We start from the raw sequence: 18,390 nt of genomic DNA on the forward strand, positions 1-18,390 counted from the left end.
ATGTGAATTTATTTATGGAAATTAGCCTTGAAAAAGTCACACATTCGTCACACATCTATGAAATCTGCTATACACCTGAAAATTATTTTACTCTGCGTTATTTTGTCGTTTTCTGCCGTTGCTCAGGACGCGAAAAAATACTTGTTGCAACTGAAAAGCGGATCGTTTGTGCCTGAGCGTAATGTCAGTGTAAACAAAATAAAAGACTTAAACCGCCGACTGATTCCCTTCAATAAAAAATCGTTTGTAATCATTCAATTTGAGAAAAATCCTTCTGAAACAGAGCGGCAAACCTTGAAGAAAGATGGTATCGAGTTGCTGGACTACGTTCCGAACAATGCCTACACTGCAACAGTTACCGGTTCCCTCAATGAGACGCTTCTGCAAAAATCGGGAGCCCGCGCCGTGGTGTTTCCCTCTGTTGCGCAAAAAATGCAAACTTCTCTGGCCAATGGGACCATTCCTGCACACGCTAAAAAAGTAGCGGGTTATGTGGACCTATGGGTGAATTTTCCAAGATCTTTCACCGCGGTTGAGGTTTTGACCGCACTTAAAAATGACCACTACGAAGTGCTTTCGGATGTTTACAAGGATTATCAGGTGCTCGAAATTCGGGTAGAGGAGTCAAGACTGAATGATTTGGCCGAATTACCGTTTATTCAATACATACAGCCAATACCAAAGGAGGACCGTCCCGTTAACAATCACAGTACTGTTAACGGGCGTGCTAATATCCTTAACTCGTCCTTTGGTACGGGGAGGAATCTGCGCGGTGAAGGTGTGGTTGTTGGAGTGGGCGATGAGTCAAATCCATTACAGCATATTGATTTTAGCAACCGGGTGATTAATCGCGCGGCCATTGATTCAGGAACACATGGCGTACACGTTATGGGGACGCTGGCAGGCGCCGGGATTGTTTCGGAAAAGTACGCGGGTTATGCACCTAAGGCAAAAATTGTTGCGCAGTTGTATTCCAATATTTTGGCTTATGCGCCGGTTTATGTGCAGGATTTTGGCATGGTGATTACGAATAACTCCTATGGTAACAATGTGGCGGACTGTTCTACTTTTGGCGAATATGATCTGAACTCGTATATTCTCGATCAGCAGGCCTTTCAACTGCCATATCTTCAGCATGTTTTTGCTGCCGGAAATAGCGGAGCAATGAATTGTGCGCCTTTCTCAGCAGGATTCGGCAGTGTTGTCGGCGGATATCAGGCGGCAAAAAATGTCATCACTGTCGGTAATACTACCATGGATGGTGCTATCTGGTCAAGTTCTAGCAAAGGACCAGTTTCCGATGGACGAATTAAGCCCGAAATTTCGGCTCAGGGAACGCAGGTATTGTCTACCTATGCAAAAAATAATTTATACATCAATTCGACAGGCACCAGCATGGCTTCTCCGGCTATTGCCGGTGGGCTCGCGTTGTTGTATCAGCAATATCGGAAACTTCATGGCCAGAGTAATCCCAAAAACGGGTTAATGAAAGCGATTCTTTGTAATGGCACCACAGATCTCGGCAATGATGGTCCCGATTACCAATATGGATTTGGCTGGATGAACTTGCTTCGGTCCGTTAAGATGATCGAAAACAATAGTTATCTGACCGGGTCGGCGACACAAGGCATCAATAATCTGCATGAGATAGAAGTGCCGCCAGGGACAGCAAAACTGAAAATTATGTTGTACTGGAACGATCCCGCTGCGTCGATTTTTGCAGCGAAGACCTTGGTCAACGACCTGGATCTTGAAGTTAAAAACCCGTTAAATCAGAAGATCTTGCCGCAATTGCTCGATCCTGCGCCAGCGAATGTTGGCAAACCTGCATTAACGGGGGCTGATCACATTAATAATATGGAGCAGGTTATTATCAACGATCCGGGTGCAGGGACCTATAAATTATATGTCAACGGGACTGACATAGCACAAAACCCACAGCAGGAATATTTCCTTGTGTATGATGTTATACCGGTGTCCACAGAACTGACTTACCCGGTTGGGAAAGAGCGTTTCAAACCAGGAGACGATATCTATGTCAGCTGGGAATCGTATGGAAATACGTCCAGTAATTTTACCGTTCAATATTCGACAAATAATGGAGCCACATGGAGTAATGTACTGGGAAATCCGGTAACCAGCAATCATTTACTTCGCTGGGTGATTCCCGATGTCGTGACGGACAAGGTGAAAGTGAAAATTATTCAGAGCGGAACGGGCCTTGAAGTGATCAGTGAAGCCTTTACAATCTTACCGCCTCCGGTGTTTAAAATTTCGGATGTGCAGTGTGAGGGGTATATCGCTTTGGACTGGCAGCCGGTGACTGGCGCAACGGATTACGAGGTGATGCTTTTACAGGGTGATGAAATGGTTTCTGCCGGCACCACAACATCAAACAGTTTTGTTATTCCAGGTATGTCCAAGGACAGTCTTTACTGGTTTTCTGTGCGGGCGCGGTTGAATAACAATCCGGGACCTAGGGCAGCCGCGCTTTCAAGAAAACCCGATAGCGGAACCTGTGCCGGCTCAATTTCGGATAACGATCTCAAACTCGAAGCTATTGTCTCACCAATATCTTCCGGCAGGCAGTTTACGTCAACAGCCCTTTCGGATCACACGCCCGTAACGATCCGGGTCCGGAACCTCGACGACCAGGCAACCTCAGGGAATGTCGCTGTTAGTTATTCTGTTAATGGTTCTCTTAAAAAGTCGCTGAGTGTGCCGTTATCTATTGCTGCCAATTCATTTACAGATTACATTTTTCCCGACGACCAGGATTTGTCTGCCCCTGGAAGTTATGTTATTTCAGCTACGGTCAACAAGGCCGGAGATGTTGTCGTAAAAAATAATACCCTTTCGAGAATCTTTAAACAATTGCCTAACAACCCTGTTGCGATGCCTTTTGTTGATAACCTTGAATCGGCATCTGACCAGTCCTTTGTTGTAGGCCAGGTGGGGCTGGATAACGCGGACCGTTACGATTTTACCAATTCTTCAACTGCCGGCCGTCTGCGGAGTTTTGTTAATTCGGGTATGGCATATTCGGGCAACAGAGCACTGACGCTGGACACAGACCGGTTTTTCCCAAGTGAAAATACCAATTTCCTTTACGGAACTTTCAATTTGTCAAACTACACGTTAGCCGACGATATCCGCCTGGTTTTTAGGTATAAAAACCATGGACAAACGAATCATGCCGACAACAAGGTTTGGATAAGGGGTAGTTATGCCGATAACTGGATTTTGGTCTATGATCTGTTTGCGAATCAGAATTCAGCCAGCCAGGGTTATAAACTTTCTAACAGCATTGAACTGGCCAATATTCTTTCCGATCAGGGACAAACCTTGTCAAAAAGTACTCAGGTCCGATGGGGACAGCATGGTAAAAGAATTACGGCGGATGTATCGAGCGGGGCAGGATATACTTTCGATGACATCCAGCTTAGAATTGAAACGGATGACATTCAAATGCTAAGCCTGAATAGTATAACGGCGGCCAGTTGTGGGCTGGGCAGTTTACACCCTGTCACGGTGACTATCCGCAATAGTTCAGACCGCGTGATTAGTAATGTTCCCGTGAGTTATAAACTGGGAGCTGGCAACGAAGTGAGTGAAATAATCCCGGTGATTAATGGCAGACAGACAATTCAGTACACATTTAATGCAAAACTGAATCTGGCGGCTTTTGGGGAATACTATATCAAGGTTTGGTCGACGCTGTCTACCGATACTTATGCCGACAATAATATGGTCGACCTTACTTTCTATAACAATGCCCTGGTGAGTACTTTCCCGCATCTTGAAAACTTTGAGAATAACAATGGTGGCTGGCACAGTGGCGGAGCGAGTAAGTCATGGTCGTACGGGACGCCAGCTTCGGTCAAAATTAACCGGGCTGCAAGTGGAACCAAGGCTTGGAAAACGAATTTGAATGGAAATTACAACAACCAGGAAAATTCTTATTTGTATTCTCCTTGTTACAACATCAGCGGTATGACTAATCCGACATTAAGTCTTAGTTTGGCACTGGACATCGAATTTTGCGGTAATGAGGATTGCGATCTGGCTTATCTCGAATATTCTATTGATGGAAATGTCTGGACCCGGCTTGGTTCCAAAGGACAGGGAACAAATTGGTATAATAAAACCACAACCGATAAACAGGCATGGAGTGTACAGGATTATACAAGATGGCACGTAGGGACAATCCCGCTACCTGTTACAAACGGAAATATCCGTCTGCGATTTGTGATGCTTGCTGATCCCGGAACGACGCGGGAGGGGATAGCCATCGATGACATTCATATTTACAATAACAATTCAGGGATTTATGACGAAAGCACCACATTGTCACCCGTTTCGCAACAGCCGGCGAGTCCTTCCGGATGGATCGATTTTAAGCAAAATGGAAAACTCGTAGCATCGGTAAATCCCAACGGGCAAACGATTGGAGCCACAAGTGTGCAGGCTTATATCAATGGCGGAGCCATTCGTGACGACGGGAAACAATATTATCTTGACCGCAACATAACCATAAAGCCAACGAATGCAACGCTTGCTGCCAACGCAACGGTTCGTATCTATTTCCTGGATACGGAAGTAGAAAAACTGATCAGCGCAGCTACATGCGTGGCTTGTCCAAAAGTGAAAACTGCGTTTGAGCTTGGCGTTTTCAAATATACGGACGCGGACAAGAGTAAGGAGGATGGCAGTTTGACCAATAATCAGGCCGGGATATGGAAGTATATCACTTCTTCGGGTACTGTGAAAGTTCCGTTTGATAAGGGTTATTATGCTGAAATAGGAGTGAAGGATTTCTCGGAATTCTGGTTTTCCAATGGCGATAATAGTAATCCGCTTCCTGTGGATCTGGTCAGCTTCAATGTAAGTAAAAAGACGGGTACTGAAAATTCAGATGAGGTGATCGCGCAATGGGTGACGACTTCGGAAATTAATGCCGACCGTTTTGAAGTGGAGCGTGCAGATGGGGCGGAGGATCTAAAACTCAAACGATTTAAAAAACTTGGAGAGGTTATGGCCGCAGGTGATTCAAAGTTTAAAAATGAATACCTTTTTACGGATCAGGAATCTCCAAAGTCAGGCGATTATTACTATCGTTTGAAAATGCTGGACCGGGACGAAAGCTTCAAATATTCATCGGTCAGAGCCGTTTCGTTTGATCCGAATGCTGATTGGAGAACGTATCCGAACCCTTCTGCCGGCAGTTTTCAAATACAATATCAGGCGGGAGCAGGCATGCAGATGGCCATCAAAGCATATGATCTGACGGGAAATCTTGTCTATAACCAATCCCTTACGGCAAACGGAAAAAGACAGCAGCATCGGATGGATTTGTCCGGGTCTGAGTTTTCTGCCGGCTTATATATCGTGGAGGTTACTTCAAGCGATCAGAAGAAAGTTTTCCGTATCGTCAAATTGTAGTTTTTAAATAATTCTGTTTCAAATATTTAAGCTCAACTTTGTGTTTTTTAAAGTTAAGGCCGTCGGTAAATCCGGATGCGCCTGAGAAAGACTTTGTGATTTATGTAATAAAAACATCTTATTTTTCCACGAAACGACATTTCTATGCGTACAGACCTAAAAACATTCGAGTAAATAAAATTAAAAATTTATGAAAAAGTTATTAGGCCTGTCCGCTTTGTTTTTGTTAACTTTCTTATTTTCTGAAAAAGCCTCAGCCCAATCATCCCTAACTTTACTTGGCACTTACGGGAGTACAAATCAGAATGATATTTCAAAGGGTATCTTCGGTGGAGGAGCGCAGTATCGTTACTTCATAAAACCAAATATTGCAGTAGGTTTATCGGCAAAATATCTTGTTGAAAATCTTAATCATGAACTATCTTTAAAGACACTCAGAGGCCGGGCGACAAACGTTCCTGTCAATCTGATGGCTGAATATTATTTCAAAACAAAAGGAATACAGCCTTATGCGGGTTTGGAAGCAGGGCTCAACATTCAAAAAATTGAAGGGTATAATATCATCATTGATAAATCGGCCGTAAAGCCTGGCATTGCGCCGAAAGTCGGAGTCGTGCTGCCACTTGGAAGAAGACTGGGTTTTATGGTTGAAGCAGCTTATAATATCACACTGGGTTCGGATAATTCGGTGCACATGGACCCAACAAAGCCAGACAATGATCTTTATCTATTAAAAAACAGTAAGCAATCGGTAACTGTGACTGGCGGAATCCGTTATATTTTCGGAAAAGTTCCTAAGAAACCCGAAGTAACACCTGAGCCATAACAAGAAATAGATTACACATTTAATTTTAAATCATCGGCTTAGCGGTTGATGATTTTCTTTTTTGCCGTACTTTCGGAAGACGTTAGTCCTGCCATTAAAAGTTTGATTTTATGTTTGATACGACCAGTCAGTTACTTTCAATAAGACCCGCTGTTGAAACCCAGCCTGCGGTTAACACTGCGGAAAAATTTCAGAATGATACACTTCGTCCGGTATTAAAACTACTGAATGATAACCTGGTGCGTGTGTTCAGGCATTATGTCTTGCAAAGAAAAAGCAACTTCTTTGAATTAAATCTGACCGATCAGAAACTGTATATCACCGATGTCTTAAAAAAGGACCAGAAATTCAACAGTTTGGTTAAAGGAATGGTGATCGGGCATTTTACGGAGTACGAGTGGAATGAATACGTTGGCCAGGAACAGGAGATAAATCGCCGTATTTCAAATCTGATTGAGCAGCGGATCGTGAGTAATCTATCCAGCTGAATTTTACTGACAGACATCCACTTATCGCTGCTTTTTAAGATTTTTTTAAAATATTCCTGAAATTCTAATAAAAAAATAATAACGAGGTCATCGTGACTTAGCAATTGCCAGTTTTTTAAGTCTGATATTTGCAGTCAAATTATTGATGATTTAAATAGCTGTAATTCAAAAAGATAAATAGATTGTTTCGGTTGGTGCTTAAAAATATGGCAGTAAAACGTTTTTCTAAATTTGTGACCATAAATTTATCACGGTTACAAAAAGTAAAAGAGACACCTGTTTTAATAGAAAATGGTCAAATGAAGGTTGGTGGTTTAGGAAACTATTTTTAAATTCACCTAGTTTTTATTTAGTCTAAGAACTATATAGCCCTAACTATGATATGAGTACCTTACATATTAAACGTATTTATGAACCAAAAAATGAGGCAGACGGCTTCAGGATACTTGTGGATCGTTTATGGCCTCGCGGATTAAAAAGAGAAGAGGCATGTGTTGACGAATGGCTTAAAGGTGTGGCGCCGTCAACGGATTTGAGGAAATGGTTTAACCATGACCCTGAAAAGTGGGAAGAATTCAGGCAGGACTACACTTTCGAGTTAAGGCATTGCATGTCATCAGTTCACGATCTGGTTGACAGGATTAAAAAACACAAGACGGTTACCTTACTTTATGCTGCCAATGACGAACAATATAACCACGTTGTTGTGCTTGAAAAATTTATCAATAATTTGTTAGAGTCCTGAGATTTGTCGGGGATTGATTAGGACTAAAATTGCGATACAGATTTAAGATTAGTTTAATTTACATTAAGTAAGCCGTTGCAACGTTATTTTTTGCAACGGTTTTCTTTTTTATAGGTGCGTATTTTAATGTCTTTTTGTTTGTGCATTTGATCAGATGTCAACATAAAACATGAATAATGAGGCCGTAAGGAATAGTAGGTTTCGATACAGTCCCTGACAAGCCTTTTCATATCAACTTGAAATTGTTCAAGCATGAATTCGTCTTTGAAAATCAGACCTGTCCTGGCCGTAGAATTGGTAGGCCTTCGATCAGATTTTTATGTTTACGGAACCGGTGATGCGAATCGGTAGTCACATGGTAACTTTGCTTGGGATAAATGTATAAGTGGTTGGCATTCCATATCGAAAATAACTTATCTCGTCCGACAACAAGTTCTGTTAAGCACTCTCGTAAAAGATAATAGAGCTTTCTGGTTCCTATCCGTGACATTTTTAGGACCAGGTTATTGACTTTCAAAGCAGTTTGCTGATGCTTCGTTTTCGAACTCTTTTGCGATAATACATCTGTCTGCTAACGCTGAGTAATCTGCAGGTAGAAACTAGTGTTTCTTTTTGTTCTGATCCGGTAAATCGCCTGGGGGAGTAGTTTTTTCTTAGCGGAATTTTGTACCGCGCGGGCGGCCCCGTCCTTTTACACCAGATCAATCACTATGTCAAATATGATCGCTTTCTTGCCTGATTTCTCGACCTGCTTTTCCAAAAAAGCCTTTTGCTTCTCTAAGAGCTTCACCTTTTACTCTAACTCTAAAATTTTTTGTTCGGGAGTTTTAGGCATATTCGAGGGCGTTTGATTTTTTCAATCAAATTTATGGTATTTACCTAACCAAATCGTAACGGTTGTAGGATTTTGTATACCATACTTCCGAGCAGTTGCTCCAATTGACAGTTCCCCACGTTCAACCTCTTTCCCAACTTCTAATTTAAAAGACATCGAATAGTCTTTTTATATTATTTTAACATAATTGTTTTTAGTACCTTCTTGCATAGCTATACAGTTTGAGTTTCGCTATTTCCGGACGAGACAATGTCCGAAGCACTGGAAAACCGCTAGAAGGATTCTTTCAATGACAATCAAGTGCATGCTTTTTTGGTGATATGTGGCGTTGACGCACATTTTTTCTCCGAGTACATGGAATTTACGATACAAGCCGTTTTTGCTGAAAAAACGATCATCTCTTTCTTTACAGTATCGAAGATCACCAGCACTGTTTTAGCTATTGATTTTCCACCTGAATAAGCATTTCAAAATCCTTATGCCCATTTTTGATTTTGATCTGATTATTCCTTTTAATCATGAATAGACTTCTATTTATATGCTTGCTGGCATTTACACATTTTTGTGCTGATGCGCACCACGGAAATCTTTCCGGTGTAATCTACGATCGCTAGTGGTTTACCTCTTGATGGGGAAGTGTTCAGATTTCTGGTTTGAACAAAGCGACATTTACCAATGAACTGGGCCAGTTCAGGTTTGATAATCTGGTTGCCGCTGAGTATAAAATCGAGCTTTTCCATTTGGGTTTTCAATCACAAATCCTGCGTCAGATCGTGCAGGATGATCAGACGGCCTTCGTGAAAATTGAGCTTATAGCCCTGGAGGTTTCGCTCAGCGTGGTGGTTGTTTCTTCAGTTCGTGCAAACGACCAGCAGCTGATCGGCAATCTTGATATTAAACTCGGTCCGATAACGAATTCACAGGAAATACTGCGTATGGTGCCTGGGTTATTTATAGGCCAGCACGCAGGGGGAGGGAGGGCAGAACAGATATTTCTACGTGGATTTGACCTGGACATGGAACCGACATCCGGCCTACGGTAGACGGAATGCCGGTAAATATGGTTTCACCTGCACACGGTCAGGGTTATGCCGAGCTGTATTTTGTAATTCCTGAACCCTATCATTATTTCGAATTTCTTTAAAAAGTTACATTGTTACTTTTACTATTCGGTCGTTGTATTGATGTTCTCTTTTTTCGCGATCCTCTCACGAATCAGAGATAATGGTGGAAAAAATGAGATGGTCTAATTCTACCGCCTCAATTCTGCATATTATAAAACACGACTGATCTGCTCGTAATGTTTCTGGCTTGGCATCAGGATGATATTTGAAGATAAACTGGAAAATAATCTTGCTGGTAAAACGTAACCGAAAATCGAACCAACCACAAATGCAACCAACAGGATGTATACGAATCTCAGCCTCATTTATCGGAAGTTATTGCTTTGATTATTAGTTAATTGCAAATAATTATTTTGGTGGCGATTGCAGCGCTAATTTATATCATTTACGCTTCAACACATTTTGGCTTTAGTGCCTGGGGATTCCTTCCTGACACATACTCCACTGCTGTTGTTGTCCCATATTTTAAGTTTCATCTGCTTATGTCAGTTGAATAAGCTGTCCGGCTACTTGCAAATACTATCAGCCCATGTAAACAGCTCATCAAGGTCATAATCTCCGCTGTGAGGCTTGTCCCAAGGTAATTCGAGGTTTACGTCTTTCCCGTTATTTAGAAGATAAGTACCCAAAATAACGGAGATAGCCAGACCGGTATCTTTGTCTTTTGAGCCATGACGGATTCGCCAATGTGCCGCAGTTTTTGTTGCGGAGGCACCAATATAATTCATCGGGTTCATCATTTTTATTTCAAGTTGGTTGGCTTTTGTAGCACCTGCGACAGTTGAGTTTTTGACCCCAAAATCAGTAAAATGTTGTTTGTCGATTTGAGATGTTCCAAATAACTGATTTTCTGGAGTCGAAACATCCAGAGCATCAAATGCAGGCGGCGTTTTCTGACGTTCCATATAGTTAAGGTAAGCTGCGAAGTCGATATCAGTCACCTTACCATTGTCTATTTTGAGCCAGATTTGTTTGGTCAGATCTGTACCCTGGTTTAGCGCTTTTTGCGCAGAAGCAATTACATAAGATTTAATCAATTCTTTAAAATTTCCATTACCCGACGGATCGAGGGTTAAAACTTTGCCTGTTTTATCTTTTAGTTTCAAACTATTAAGGTAGGCAGGAAACAATGTTTTAAGCTCTGATGAAACTTTAATCTGCTGTTCACTGAGGGTATTCTGTGTAGGAGAATTGGTAGCATCCGGTCCAAACCTTCTGTTTTGATAGGTATTGATCCCGTTAAATTGCCACTCGTAGGCCATATCGGCATGATCAAGATTGGTTATTGGGCAGTAAGCGGAAACTCCAAAAATTTCGTCACTTGCCGGTGCTGCGCCCAAGGCCGATAAATAAGGTTCATAGTCGGAATTGTCACCATTTGCGCCCAATAACGACGACATCGCCCCGCCGGCACTCGTACCGTTGGATATAATTTTCTGAGCATCACCCGGCATTTTTTGATCGTTAAATTTCAGATAGCGGATCGCTGCTTTTAAGTCCACAATAGCAGCAGGTGCCTTTCCGGTATTTGTTGTTCGGCCACGAGCCCCGGCTGAAGCCACTACATATCCTTTTGACATAGCTACTACCACAGCAGATTGTTTTTTACCAGCTCCCATCACCCCGCCATCCGAGGTCCCCTGCGGACGATTTGCCATAAGCGGCATTCCCCCCATCGGATTATTGCCTGTGGTCGCAGGTTTGGCTGGCATATATCCACCGATCTGGTTAGGGAAGAAAATAGGAGCGGTTTCTGCTGTGTAGCCATTCACGGCCCCTCCCTCATAATAAGTTTCCGGAATATAGATATTCATGATTTGCCTGGAAGTATCAACCGGATTTTTTACATACACAATCTTTTCAAATGCCCTTACTTTGAACGTTTTGCCGTCGAGGGTAAGTGTTTGTGTTTGATAATGCTGCGGATTAAACTCTAAATTGTACTCCGTTTTCTTCTGTGCAAATAAATTGCCGGAAAGACAGATAAATGCAGCTACTGCGCCTGTTCGTATTGTCATCATTTGATTATTTATTGTTATGAATGTAACCTTTTAGTTTGACTTCTTTAATGCACTTTGGTCTGTCTATTATTTAAGAGCCAGGCTACTTTTGAATCCACCGCAGTTTGTGACAAAAGACCCAGTGTCAAAACGGCACAACCAAACATAACGGCCGGCATAATAACGGTTGTACCATTGTGTAAAAAGCTAACAAACCAGGAAGCCACTACGCCTGCCATCATCTGAAGGCTGCCTAACACTGCTGAGGCCTTACCGGCAGAAGAATCAAATTGTCTCAGGGCAATGGCGGTTGTGTTGGGATTTATAAAACCGAGGCAAAACAAAAACATGAAAGTAAACCATAATGTTAAAGCTGGCCCCGCCATATCTATAATATTGAAGCCGAGTAAACCTGTGCTTACTACAACCAAAAGAACAGCAGCGCAAAGGTTTAGTTTTTCCGGTTCAATCTTTTTCAATGCCCACCTGTTTAGCTGGCTGCCTGTTATTAATCCGCAGGCATTCAGGGCAAACGCCCAGGCATAACTGTACTCGGATAAGCCATATTTTTCCATAAAAACGAAGGGTGATCCTGCGATATAGGCATACATTCCCGCATAGCTGATCCCACCCGCCAAGGCATAGATTAAAAAAATCCTGTTCCTGATAATTATGGAATAAGCGTACGGAAATGAACTTAATCTTAAACGTTCGGACATATCTGCTTTGCCCGTTTCTGGTAGTGCCCAGTAAACTACCGCCAGTAAAAGCAGAGCAATTAAGCCCATAACACCGAATACCCAGCGCCATCCAAGCCAGCCGTTAACGAGCCCTCCAACGGTAGGAGCGATGATCGGCGCAATTCCCATAACAAGTACAAGTATGGAAAGGACTTTGGCTGTTGCTTCCGCTGGAAACAAATCACGTACAATAGCTCTGGCAGCAACCATTCCCACACAGCCGCCTAGCGCCATTAAAAGACGAAAAGCGATTAGCAAGTCGACGCTCTGTGCAGTGGCACATCCAAGCGAAGCGATTAAATAGATAACCAGACCTGCTATTAATGGTTTTTTTCTTCCAAACCTGTCAATTAGCACACCATAGACCAGCTGACCGATACATAGCCCGGCATAATAACTGGTCAACGAATAGCCGATGGTTGAAATATCGGTTTTTAAAGAAACGGCCATTTTGCTGAATGCAGGTAAGTACATGTCTATTGAAAATGGACTGAGGGCGATGAGTCCCCCAAGAATTAAGATAATCTTCGTATGTGCAGTTTTTTTCATCAGTATTGCTTATTTCAAAATCTTGTAATCAATTGCATTGCAAAATTTGGAAATGTATGATACATTGATGGCTATTAATTGACTTATTTAGGATACAAATGAAACATTGGCTGAACTTTGAAGGCATTAAAGAATAAATTATCCATAGATATCGCCAAGTACGAATGGCTTTACGGTGATCGCAGCACACGCCCCGAAAAGGACTATGTCTTCTGCGAACGGCTGGAAACGCGCAGCCCAAAATTTGGATGGGACATCAAGCCGCATATACATCCGGATATTTTACAGGTTTTTTTTATTGAGGAAGGAGAGTTTTTGTTGGTAGATGCTGAAAACAAAACTGAGCTGAGTGCCCCTTGTCTGCTTTTCATCCCTTCCAGCGCCCTGCATGGTTTCGTTTTTAACAGCGGCGTAAAAGGGCATATATTGACAATGGCTGAGTCTTACTTCGATAGCCTATTTCCCAATTTGAATATTTTACCGTCAAGAGCTGATAAGGTAATCCAAGTCAACTCATTTAGCAGATCATGTCCGGCAGATCGTATTTCTCTACTGATTCAGTCAATTGATCACGAACTGACACATGAAGAAACAGGGAAAGGGTTGATGCTGCTTGCCTGTCTGCAACAATTATTTTTGCTGATTTACAGACTGGTCGGACCGGGTAAAAATAACAGGGAAGATATGGAGCCGTCGGTCCGCCATTTTAGGAAATTTGAATACCTAATCCGAAAAAATGGAGGTTCTACCACGTTAGCCGACCTGGCCAACGAGATGGCTGTCACCCCGGTTCACCTAAACAGAATTTGCAAATTAATATCAGGAAAGACTGCCAGCCAGGTTATTCAGGAATATCTTGTTGGCCAGGCAAAGAATTATCTCACTTACACCAGTTATTCAGTATCTGAGATCGCTTATGTGCTCAACTACGAATATCCTAACTATTTTGCACGGTTTTTTAGAAATCATACCGGCATGTCTCCGACAGACTTTAGGAAACGCCAGATGGACAAATGACCTTCTCAGACTTGCTATGGGAAGGACTAGGGGAATAATAGTAATAGCAAGTGATCTTCTGCCCAAATTTATACCACACATTTTTCGTCCCACAATTCTAAGTGACACGAAAGCATGTGTAACGTCTTAATGCAGAACTACGGCTTCAACAATGATAGGGGTAGTTCTGCGGCTATAAATGGATTGCAAGATTTCAGAACGAGTAATTGGGCTGTGATGTCTGCGTTCAATTTCTAGCCGATTTGGCAGCACTAATGCAAGGGGCGAGGTGCCAACCTCAATTCAGAAGTTGCGTCATTAAGGTTATTTAGAGCCATGTACTTAGTAACAAAATGCAGCACCTCAGTTTCCGGAAGTGTTTTTGCGATAACCCGATGGAGTAACCTGTTTTAGTTTATAAAATTGCTTGTTGAAGTTTTGCAGCGATTGAAAGCCGCTTTCAAAACAAACCTGACTAATCGGTTTACCTGTGTTCGCGAGAAGCCTGCAGGCGTAACCAATACGAATCTCATTTAGAAATGTATTGTATGTCTTCTTCGTGCACTTTTTGAAATAGGCGCAAAACGCAGGAACGCTCATATTGGCAGCACTGGCTGCTTCCTTCAAACCAACGGGTTCTTTGAACGAATTGATTGTAAAATCAAATATCTTGTCAATTTTATCATTGCCCTTTGAGTTTGATTGCCTGACCATTCCGGTAGATAGCAAAGTATAGTCGCTGGATGAGGCTATGATATTAAGGCAATTGCATAGGCTGATAATTCGTTGAAAGCCCTTGGTGTTCTCCAAGCCCTCAATAATGTTGGTGAGTAAAGACCTGCTTGTTCCTGAAATCTTTAATCCCTGTTCTGATATGGCAAATAAGTCCCTGATGTGAGCGCACTCGTCGGACAAAAAGAAATCCTTGCCCCAGCAATCTTCTCTAAACTGAACGACAATTGCACTCGTTATTAAGTCTTTTTCCCTTTTTTGAAAAGTATGCGGAAGGTCCTTGGCCAGGAAAAATATATCCCCGGTTTCAAACTCACCGATGTAATTGCCTATAAAGCTCATGCCTGAGCCTTCGGTAAACAAAATCAATTCGTATTCGATGTGATAGTGCCAAGGTACTTCAAAGTTCGGTGTGCGGTAGGTACGACTAATAAAAGAGCTGTTTTCTGTTAGCGGAAGTTTTTGAGTTATCGGCTTCATTTATTTCTGGTTAACTCAATATTAAGGCATGTATCGAAATAATATACTAAAAATAATAAGATAGTTTCTAAACTCGATAAGATAGCGAGAGCGTTGCATCAGCTTCCCGGGTAATTTTACATCCGGTAAGAACCAAATCAAATGGGTTTGAAGAATGCTTAATGTAGTCCTGTTAAACGAACTAAACCATATTTTTAATGGTAATAAACTACTTCTGTCCCAGATGGGGAAGCGAGGACATTCCGTGGGATGCGTTTTGTTGGAAGGTTAAAGCCGCGGGTTATGATGGTGTAGAAGCCGGAATTCCTTTTGACGCAACCGAAAAGGATGAGATCGCTCGGGCATTAAAGAAGCACAGTCTATTATTAATTGGGCAGTACTTTCATTCATTCGAAAAAGATTTTGGAGCGCATGCCAGCAGCTTCGAAAAAAACCTTCGTAACATAGCCAGTTTAAATCCTGTGTTAATCGATGCTCAAACCGGAAAAGATTACTTCAGTCAGGAGCAAAATAGTTGGCTTTTTTCAATAGCTAAGAAAGTCACAGAAGAAACAGGAATACGGATCGCTCATGAGACACACCGCAACAAGGCATTATTTGCAGCACATATTGCAAGGGATTTGCTGACGATTAATCCGGATGTATGCATTACTGCCGATTTCTCCCACTGGTGTAATGTGTCGGAGAGTTTGTTGGAAGAACACGAGGAGTCGTTAGAATTGGCCATCAGTCGCGCGATACATATCCATGCAAGGGTTGGTTATTGTGAATCGGCGCAGGTGCCAGACCCGCGGGTAGAAAGGTGGAAAACAGAGGTGGACGCTCATTTACTTTGGTGGGACAGAATCGTAAATCTGAGGGCAGGCACGAAAGCAGAATCGTTTACTATTACGCCCGAGTTCGGACCTTATCCCTACATGGTTCATCATCCTGCAACGAACGAACCGATAGCGTGTCAATGGGATATCAATGTTTACATGATGCGGTTACTAAGAGAACGTTATGAAAGATTTTCTACTCCCCACACCCTAAATGAAGGTTAGCATGGCATATGCAAATACGAGTGCTTTGACGGTAGATTTAAATCCGCTGTCAAATTTCAACAAAAAATACATCCTGCGTATCAGCATTATTTCTGCTCTGGGTGGTATGCTGTTCGGATTTGATACAGCCGTCATATCAGGCACGATTCCGTTTATCCAAAAATACTTCCGGTTGGATGAAGTGACGCTGGGTTGGGCTGTAAGTTCCATTTTACTGGGTTGTGGCCTCGGTGCTATGCTGGCTGGCAAAATAGCCGATGCGCTGGGGCGAAAATTAGCTTTATTTATTTGCGCGTTTTTATTCGCGGCAACGGGCATAGGTGTGGCACTTGCTGAGTCACTTTTTATCTTCACAGTTTTCCGGATAGCTGGTGGGATTTCGGTAGGTGCAGTTGCCATGGTAGTACCGATGTACATCGCTGAAACTTCGCCTGCTCCCTTCCGCGGAAGAATGGTCGCCCTGTACCAACTGGCTATTGTATTGGGTATTTTATTGGCCTATGTAGCTAATTATACCCTGAGTGACCTTGGAGAAAACAGTTGGCGCTGGATGTTTGCGGCACAGGCTATTCCCGCAGTGATTTTTTTCTTTGCCTTGTTTTTGGTACCCGAAACGCCTCGCTGGCTTATTCAAAAATCCCAGAAGGAAAAGGCATATAATGTACTTTCAAAAACAGGCGGCCAGGCTTACGCCGAGGCAGCGTTACGCTCAATCAGCAACAGTTTTGCCAGCCAATCTGCCGGCAATTTGAAGGACCTGTTTCTTCCTCAATACAGTAAAGTGCTGTTTATGGGAATACTTATAGCATCCTTCCAACAAATTACTGGTATTAATGCGGTATTATATTATGCCCCTGAAATTTTTAAGAGTACGGGTGTAAGCGCCGCTGTTGCCGCGATACAAACCATTGCAATCGGCGTTACTATGCTGGTTTTTACCCTAGTCGCAATATGGCTTGTCGATAAAGTTGGCCGTAAAAAATTATTGCTTGCAGGCTGCCTGGTAATGGTGATATCACTGCTGGCAGTGGCTACCTGTTTTTATCTTGATTTTTATCAATACTACCTAGTCCTTATCTTTTTGTTAATATACATAGCCGGCTTTTCTGCAAGTTTAGGTGCCGTAACCTGGGTTATCCTTTCAGAAATATTTCCTAACCGCATCAGGGGGCTTGCGCTTTCTTTGGTGACCCTGATTTTATGGCTAGCAGATTTTCTGGCAAGCATTTCATTCCCGGTCTTAAATAAATATCTCGGTACATCGGCAACGCTGGCATTGTTCGCCGCTTTCTGCCTGGTGTACTTCGTTTACCTCAAATTCCGGGTCCCGGAAACCAAAGGGAAAACGCTCGAAGAACTGGAAGCTCAACTGATTAACCAATGAGGTGAACCCCTAGAAAATTAAGCGTTTCAACAGGCTCCCAGCTATATTTTTTTGTGCCGAAAATTCAAAAGGATACCGTGTTATCCTGCAACGCAATCTGCAATAATTATTAAAAAAATAGACCATGACTAACGAAAATCAGTTTTTGAAAAACAAAAACATCACCGAAGAAAACATACGTTTTTACCACGAGTACGGATATCTTGTTGCCCGGGGCCTATTCGATCCCGCAGAAATAGAGGAATTAAAAAGAGACACAGCAAAAATATTCAGAGGCGAGTACGGACACACAGAAGGGATGTTGCCCGCAATCGAAAATGAAAGCGACGTTGATGTTTTAAAGAAATATGTGGCCATCCATTTTCCCCATAAAATATCGCCCGTAATAAAAAATTATCTGTTTCATCAGGCGGTAACGGAGGTGTTGACTAAGATCGTTAGTCCGAACCTTAAATGTATGCAATCGATGTTGTTTGTAAAAGGTCCGGGCAAAGCAGGGCAGTCCTGGCATCAGGATGAATTCTATATCCCTACCCGCGATAAGTCGCTGATCGGCGTTTGGATAGCCATTGACGATGCGAGCGTAGAAAACGGATGCTTATGGGTTATTCCGGGCAGTCAGAAATCTGGCTTTATAATGCCCAGGATTGATAACGATAGCAAAGAATATGCCGATGTAGATACGGTCGACGTTTCCGGCTATCCCGAGGAACAGGTCATTCCTTTGGAAGCAAAAAAGGGTGATGTCGTATTTTTTAACGGATACCTTTTACATAGCTCGTTAAGGAATAAAACCAAGGATAATTTCAGGACTGCTCTTGTCAACCATTATATGAGTGCCGAAAGCATGTTACCCTGGGACCAGGATGGGAAGTTTCCGCTTACTGCCGATTTGCGAGATATTGTATTGGTGGCGGGTAAAGATCCCTATGCATATCGCCCGATTGCAGACGTAAATCAGCCTTACCTGAGGCCGGAAGTATTGAAAATCGTTAAGAACTAATAA

At 42.5% G+C, this 18,390-nt stretch carries 13 protein-coding genes; 10 read left to right on the forward strand and 3 right to left on the reverse strand.

The window, feature by feature from the left end; translation table 11 throughout:
• Positions 1 to 57: 57 nt before the first annotated feature.
• The 6 genes from M1L62_RS12970 (at position 58) to M1L62_RS12990 (ending at position 9,379) form a co-directional block, all read left to right on the forward strand.
• Complete coding sequence (locus M1L62_RS12970; RefSeq protein WP_254560010.1) at positions 58 to 5,442, forward strand: S8 family serine peptidase; 5,385 nt, start codon at positions 58 to 60, stop codon at positions 5,440 to 5,442.
• Positions 5,443 to 5,632: 190 nt separating this feature from the next.
• Positions 5,633 to 6,268: an outer membrane beta-barrel protein gene (locus M1L62_RS12975; RefSeq protein ID WP_254560011.1), complete on the forward strand. Its 636-nt coding sequence runs from the start codon at positions 5,633 to 5,635 to the stop codon at positions 6,266 to 6,268.
• A 110-nt stretch (positions 6,269 to 6,378) separates the two neighbouring features.
• Positions 6,379 to 6,756 carry a glyoxalase gene (locus tag M1L62_RS12980; protein WP_254560012.1) on the forward strand — a complete coding sequence of 126 codons (378 nt, stop codon included), beginning with the start codon at positions 6,379 to 6,381 and terminating at the stop codon, positions 6,754 to 6,756.
• A 206-nt stretch (positions 6,757 to 6,962) separates the two neighbouring features.
• Entirely contained in the window at positions 6,963 to 7,088 is a 126-nt protein-coding gene (locus M1L62_RS29330; RefSeq protein ID WP_256527689.1) for a hypothetical protein, read from the forward strand.
• A 50-nt stretch (positions 7,089 to 7,138) separates the two neighbouring features.
• Complete coding sequence (locus tag M1L62_RS12985) at positions 7,139 to 7,501, forward strand: DUF488 domain-containing protein (protein ID WP_254560013.1); 363 nt, start codon at positions 7,139 to 7,141, stop codon at positions 7,499 to 7,501.
• 1,488 nt (positions 7,502 to 8,989) lie between these two features.
• Positions 8,990 to 9,379 (forward strand): carboxypeptidase-like regulatory domain-containing protein, encoded by a 390-nt coding sequence (locus M1L62_RS12990; RefSeq protein WP_310589974.1) that lies wholly within the window; start codon positions 8,990 to 8,992, stop codon positions 9,377 to 9,379.
• A 587-nt stretch (positions 9,380 to 9,966) separates the two neighbouring features.
• Here the strand turns inward: M1L62_RS12990 and M1L62_RS12995 are convergent.
• Positions 9,967 to 11,481, reverse strand: coding sequence for a subtype B tannase (locus M1L62_RS12995; protein WP_254560014.1), 1,515 nt, complete (start codon positions 11,479 to 11,481; stop codon positions 9,967 to 9,969).
• Between the two features lie 44 nt (positions 11,482 to 11,525).
• Positions 11,526 to 12,749: a multidrug effflux MFS transporter gene (locus M1L62_RS13000; RefSeq protein ID WP_254560015.1), complete on the reverse strand. Its 1,224-nt coding sequence runs from the start codon at positions 12,747 to 12,749 to the stop codon at positions 11,526 to 11,528.
• Positions 12,750 to 12,866: 117 nt separating this feature from the next.
• On the opposite strand from M1L62_RS13000, the gene M1L62_RS13005 reads away from it, so the two are divergent.
• The gene (locus tag M1L62_RS13005; protein ID WP_254560016.1) at positions 12,867 to 13,766 is read left to right on the forward strand and encodes a helix-turn-helix domain-containing protein; all 900 of its coding nucleotides are present in this window, start codon (positions 12,867 to 12,869) and stop codon (positions 13,764 to 13,766) included.
• 342 nt (positions 13,767 to 14,108) lie between these two features.
• Here M1L62_RS13005 and M1L62_RS13010 read toward each other — a convergent pair whose 3' ends face one another.
• Positions 14,109 to 14,957 (reverse strand): AraC family transcriptional regulator, encoded by an 849-nt coding sequence (locus M1L62_RS13010; RefSeq protein ID WP_254560017.1) that lies wholly within the window; start codon positions 14,955 to 14,957, stop codon positions 14,109 to 14,111.
• A 197-nt stretch (positions 14,958 to 15,154) separates the two neighbouring features.
• Here M1L62_RS13010 and M1L62_RS13015 point away from each other — a divergent pair, with 197 nt between their 5' ends.
• The 3 genes from M1L62_RS13015 (at position 15,155) to M1L62_RS13025 (ending at position 18,387) form a co-directional block, all read left to right on the forward strand.
• Complete coding sequence (locus M1L62_RS13015; protein ID WP_254560018.1) at positions 15,155 to 16,000, forward strand: IolE/MocC family protein; 846 nt, start codon at positions 15,155 to 15,157, stop codon at positions 15,998 to 16,000.
• 1 nt (position 16,001) lies between these two features.
• Entirely contained in the window at positions 16,002 to 17,384 is a 1,383-nt protein-coding gene (locus M1L62_RS13020) for a sugar porter family MFS transporter (RefSeq protein WP_254560019.1), read from the forward strand.
• 124 nt (positions 17,385 to 17,508) lie between these two features.
• Positions 17,509 to 18,387, forward strand: a complete 879-nt coding sequence (locus tag M1L62_RS13025; protein WP_254560020.1) for a phytanoyl-CoA dioxygenase family protein — start codon at positions 17,509 to 17,511, stop codon at positions 18,385 to 18,387.
• The last annotated feature ends 3 nt before the right edge of the window (positions 18,388 to 18,390 follow it).

Origin of the sequence: Dyadobacter diqingensis (assembly GCF_024220585.1) — a bacterium.
In the GTDB taxonomy this organism is placed as follows: domain Bacteria; phylum Bacteroidota; class Bacteroidia; order Cytophagales; family Spirosomataceae; genus Dyadobacter; species Dyadobacter diqingensis.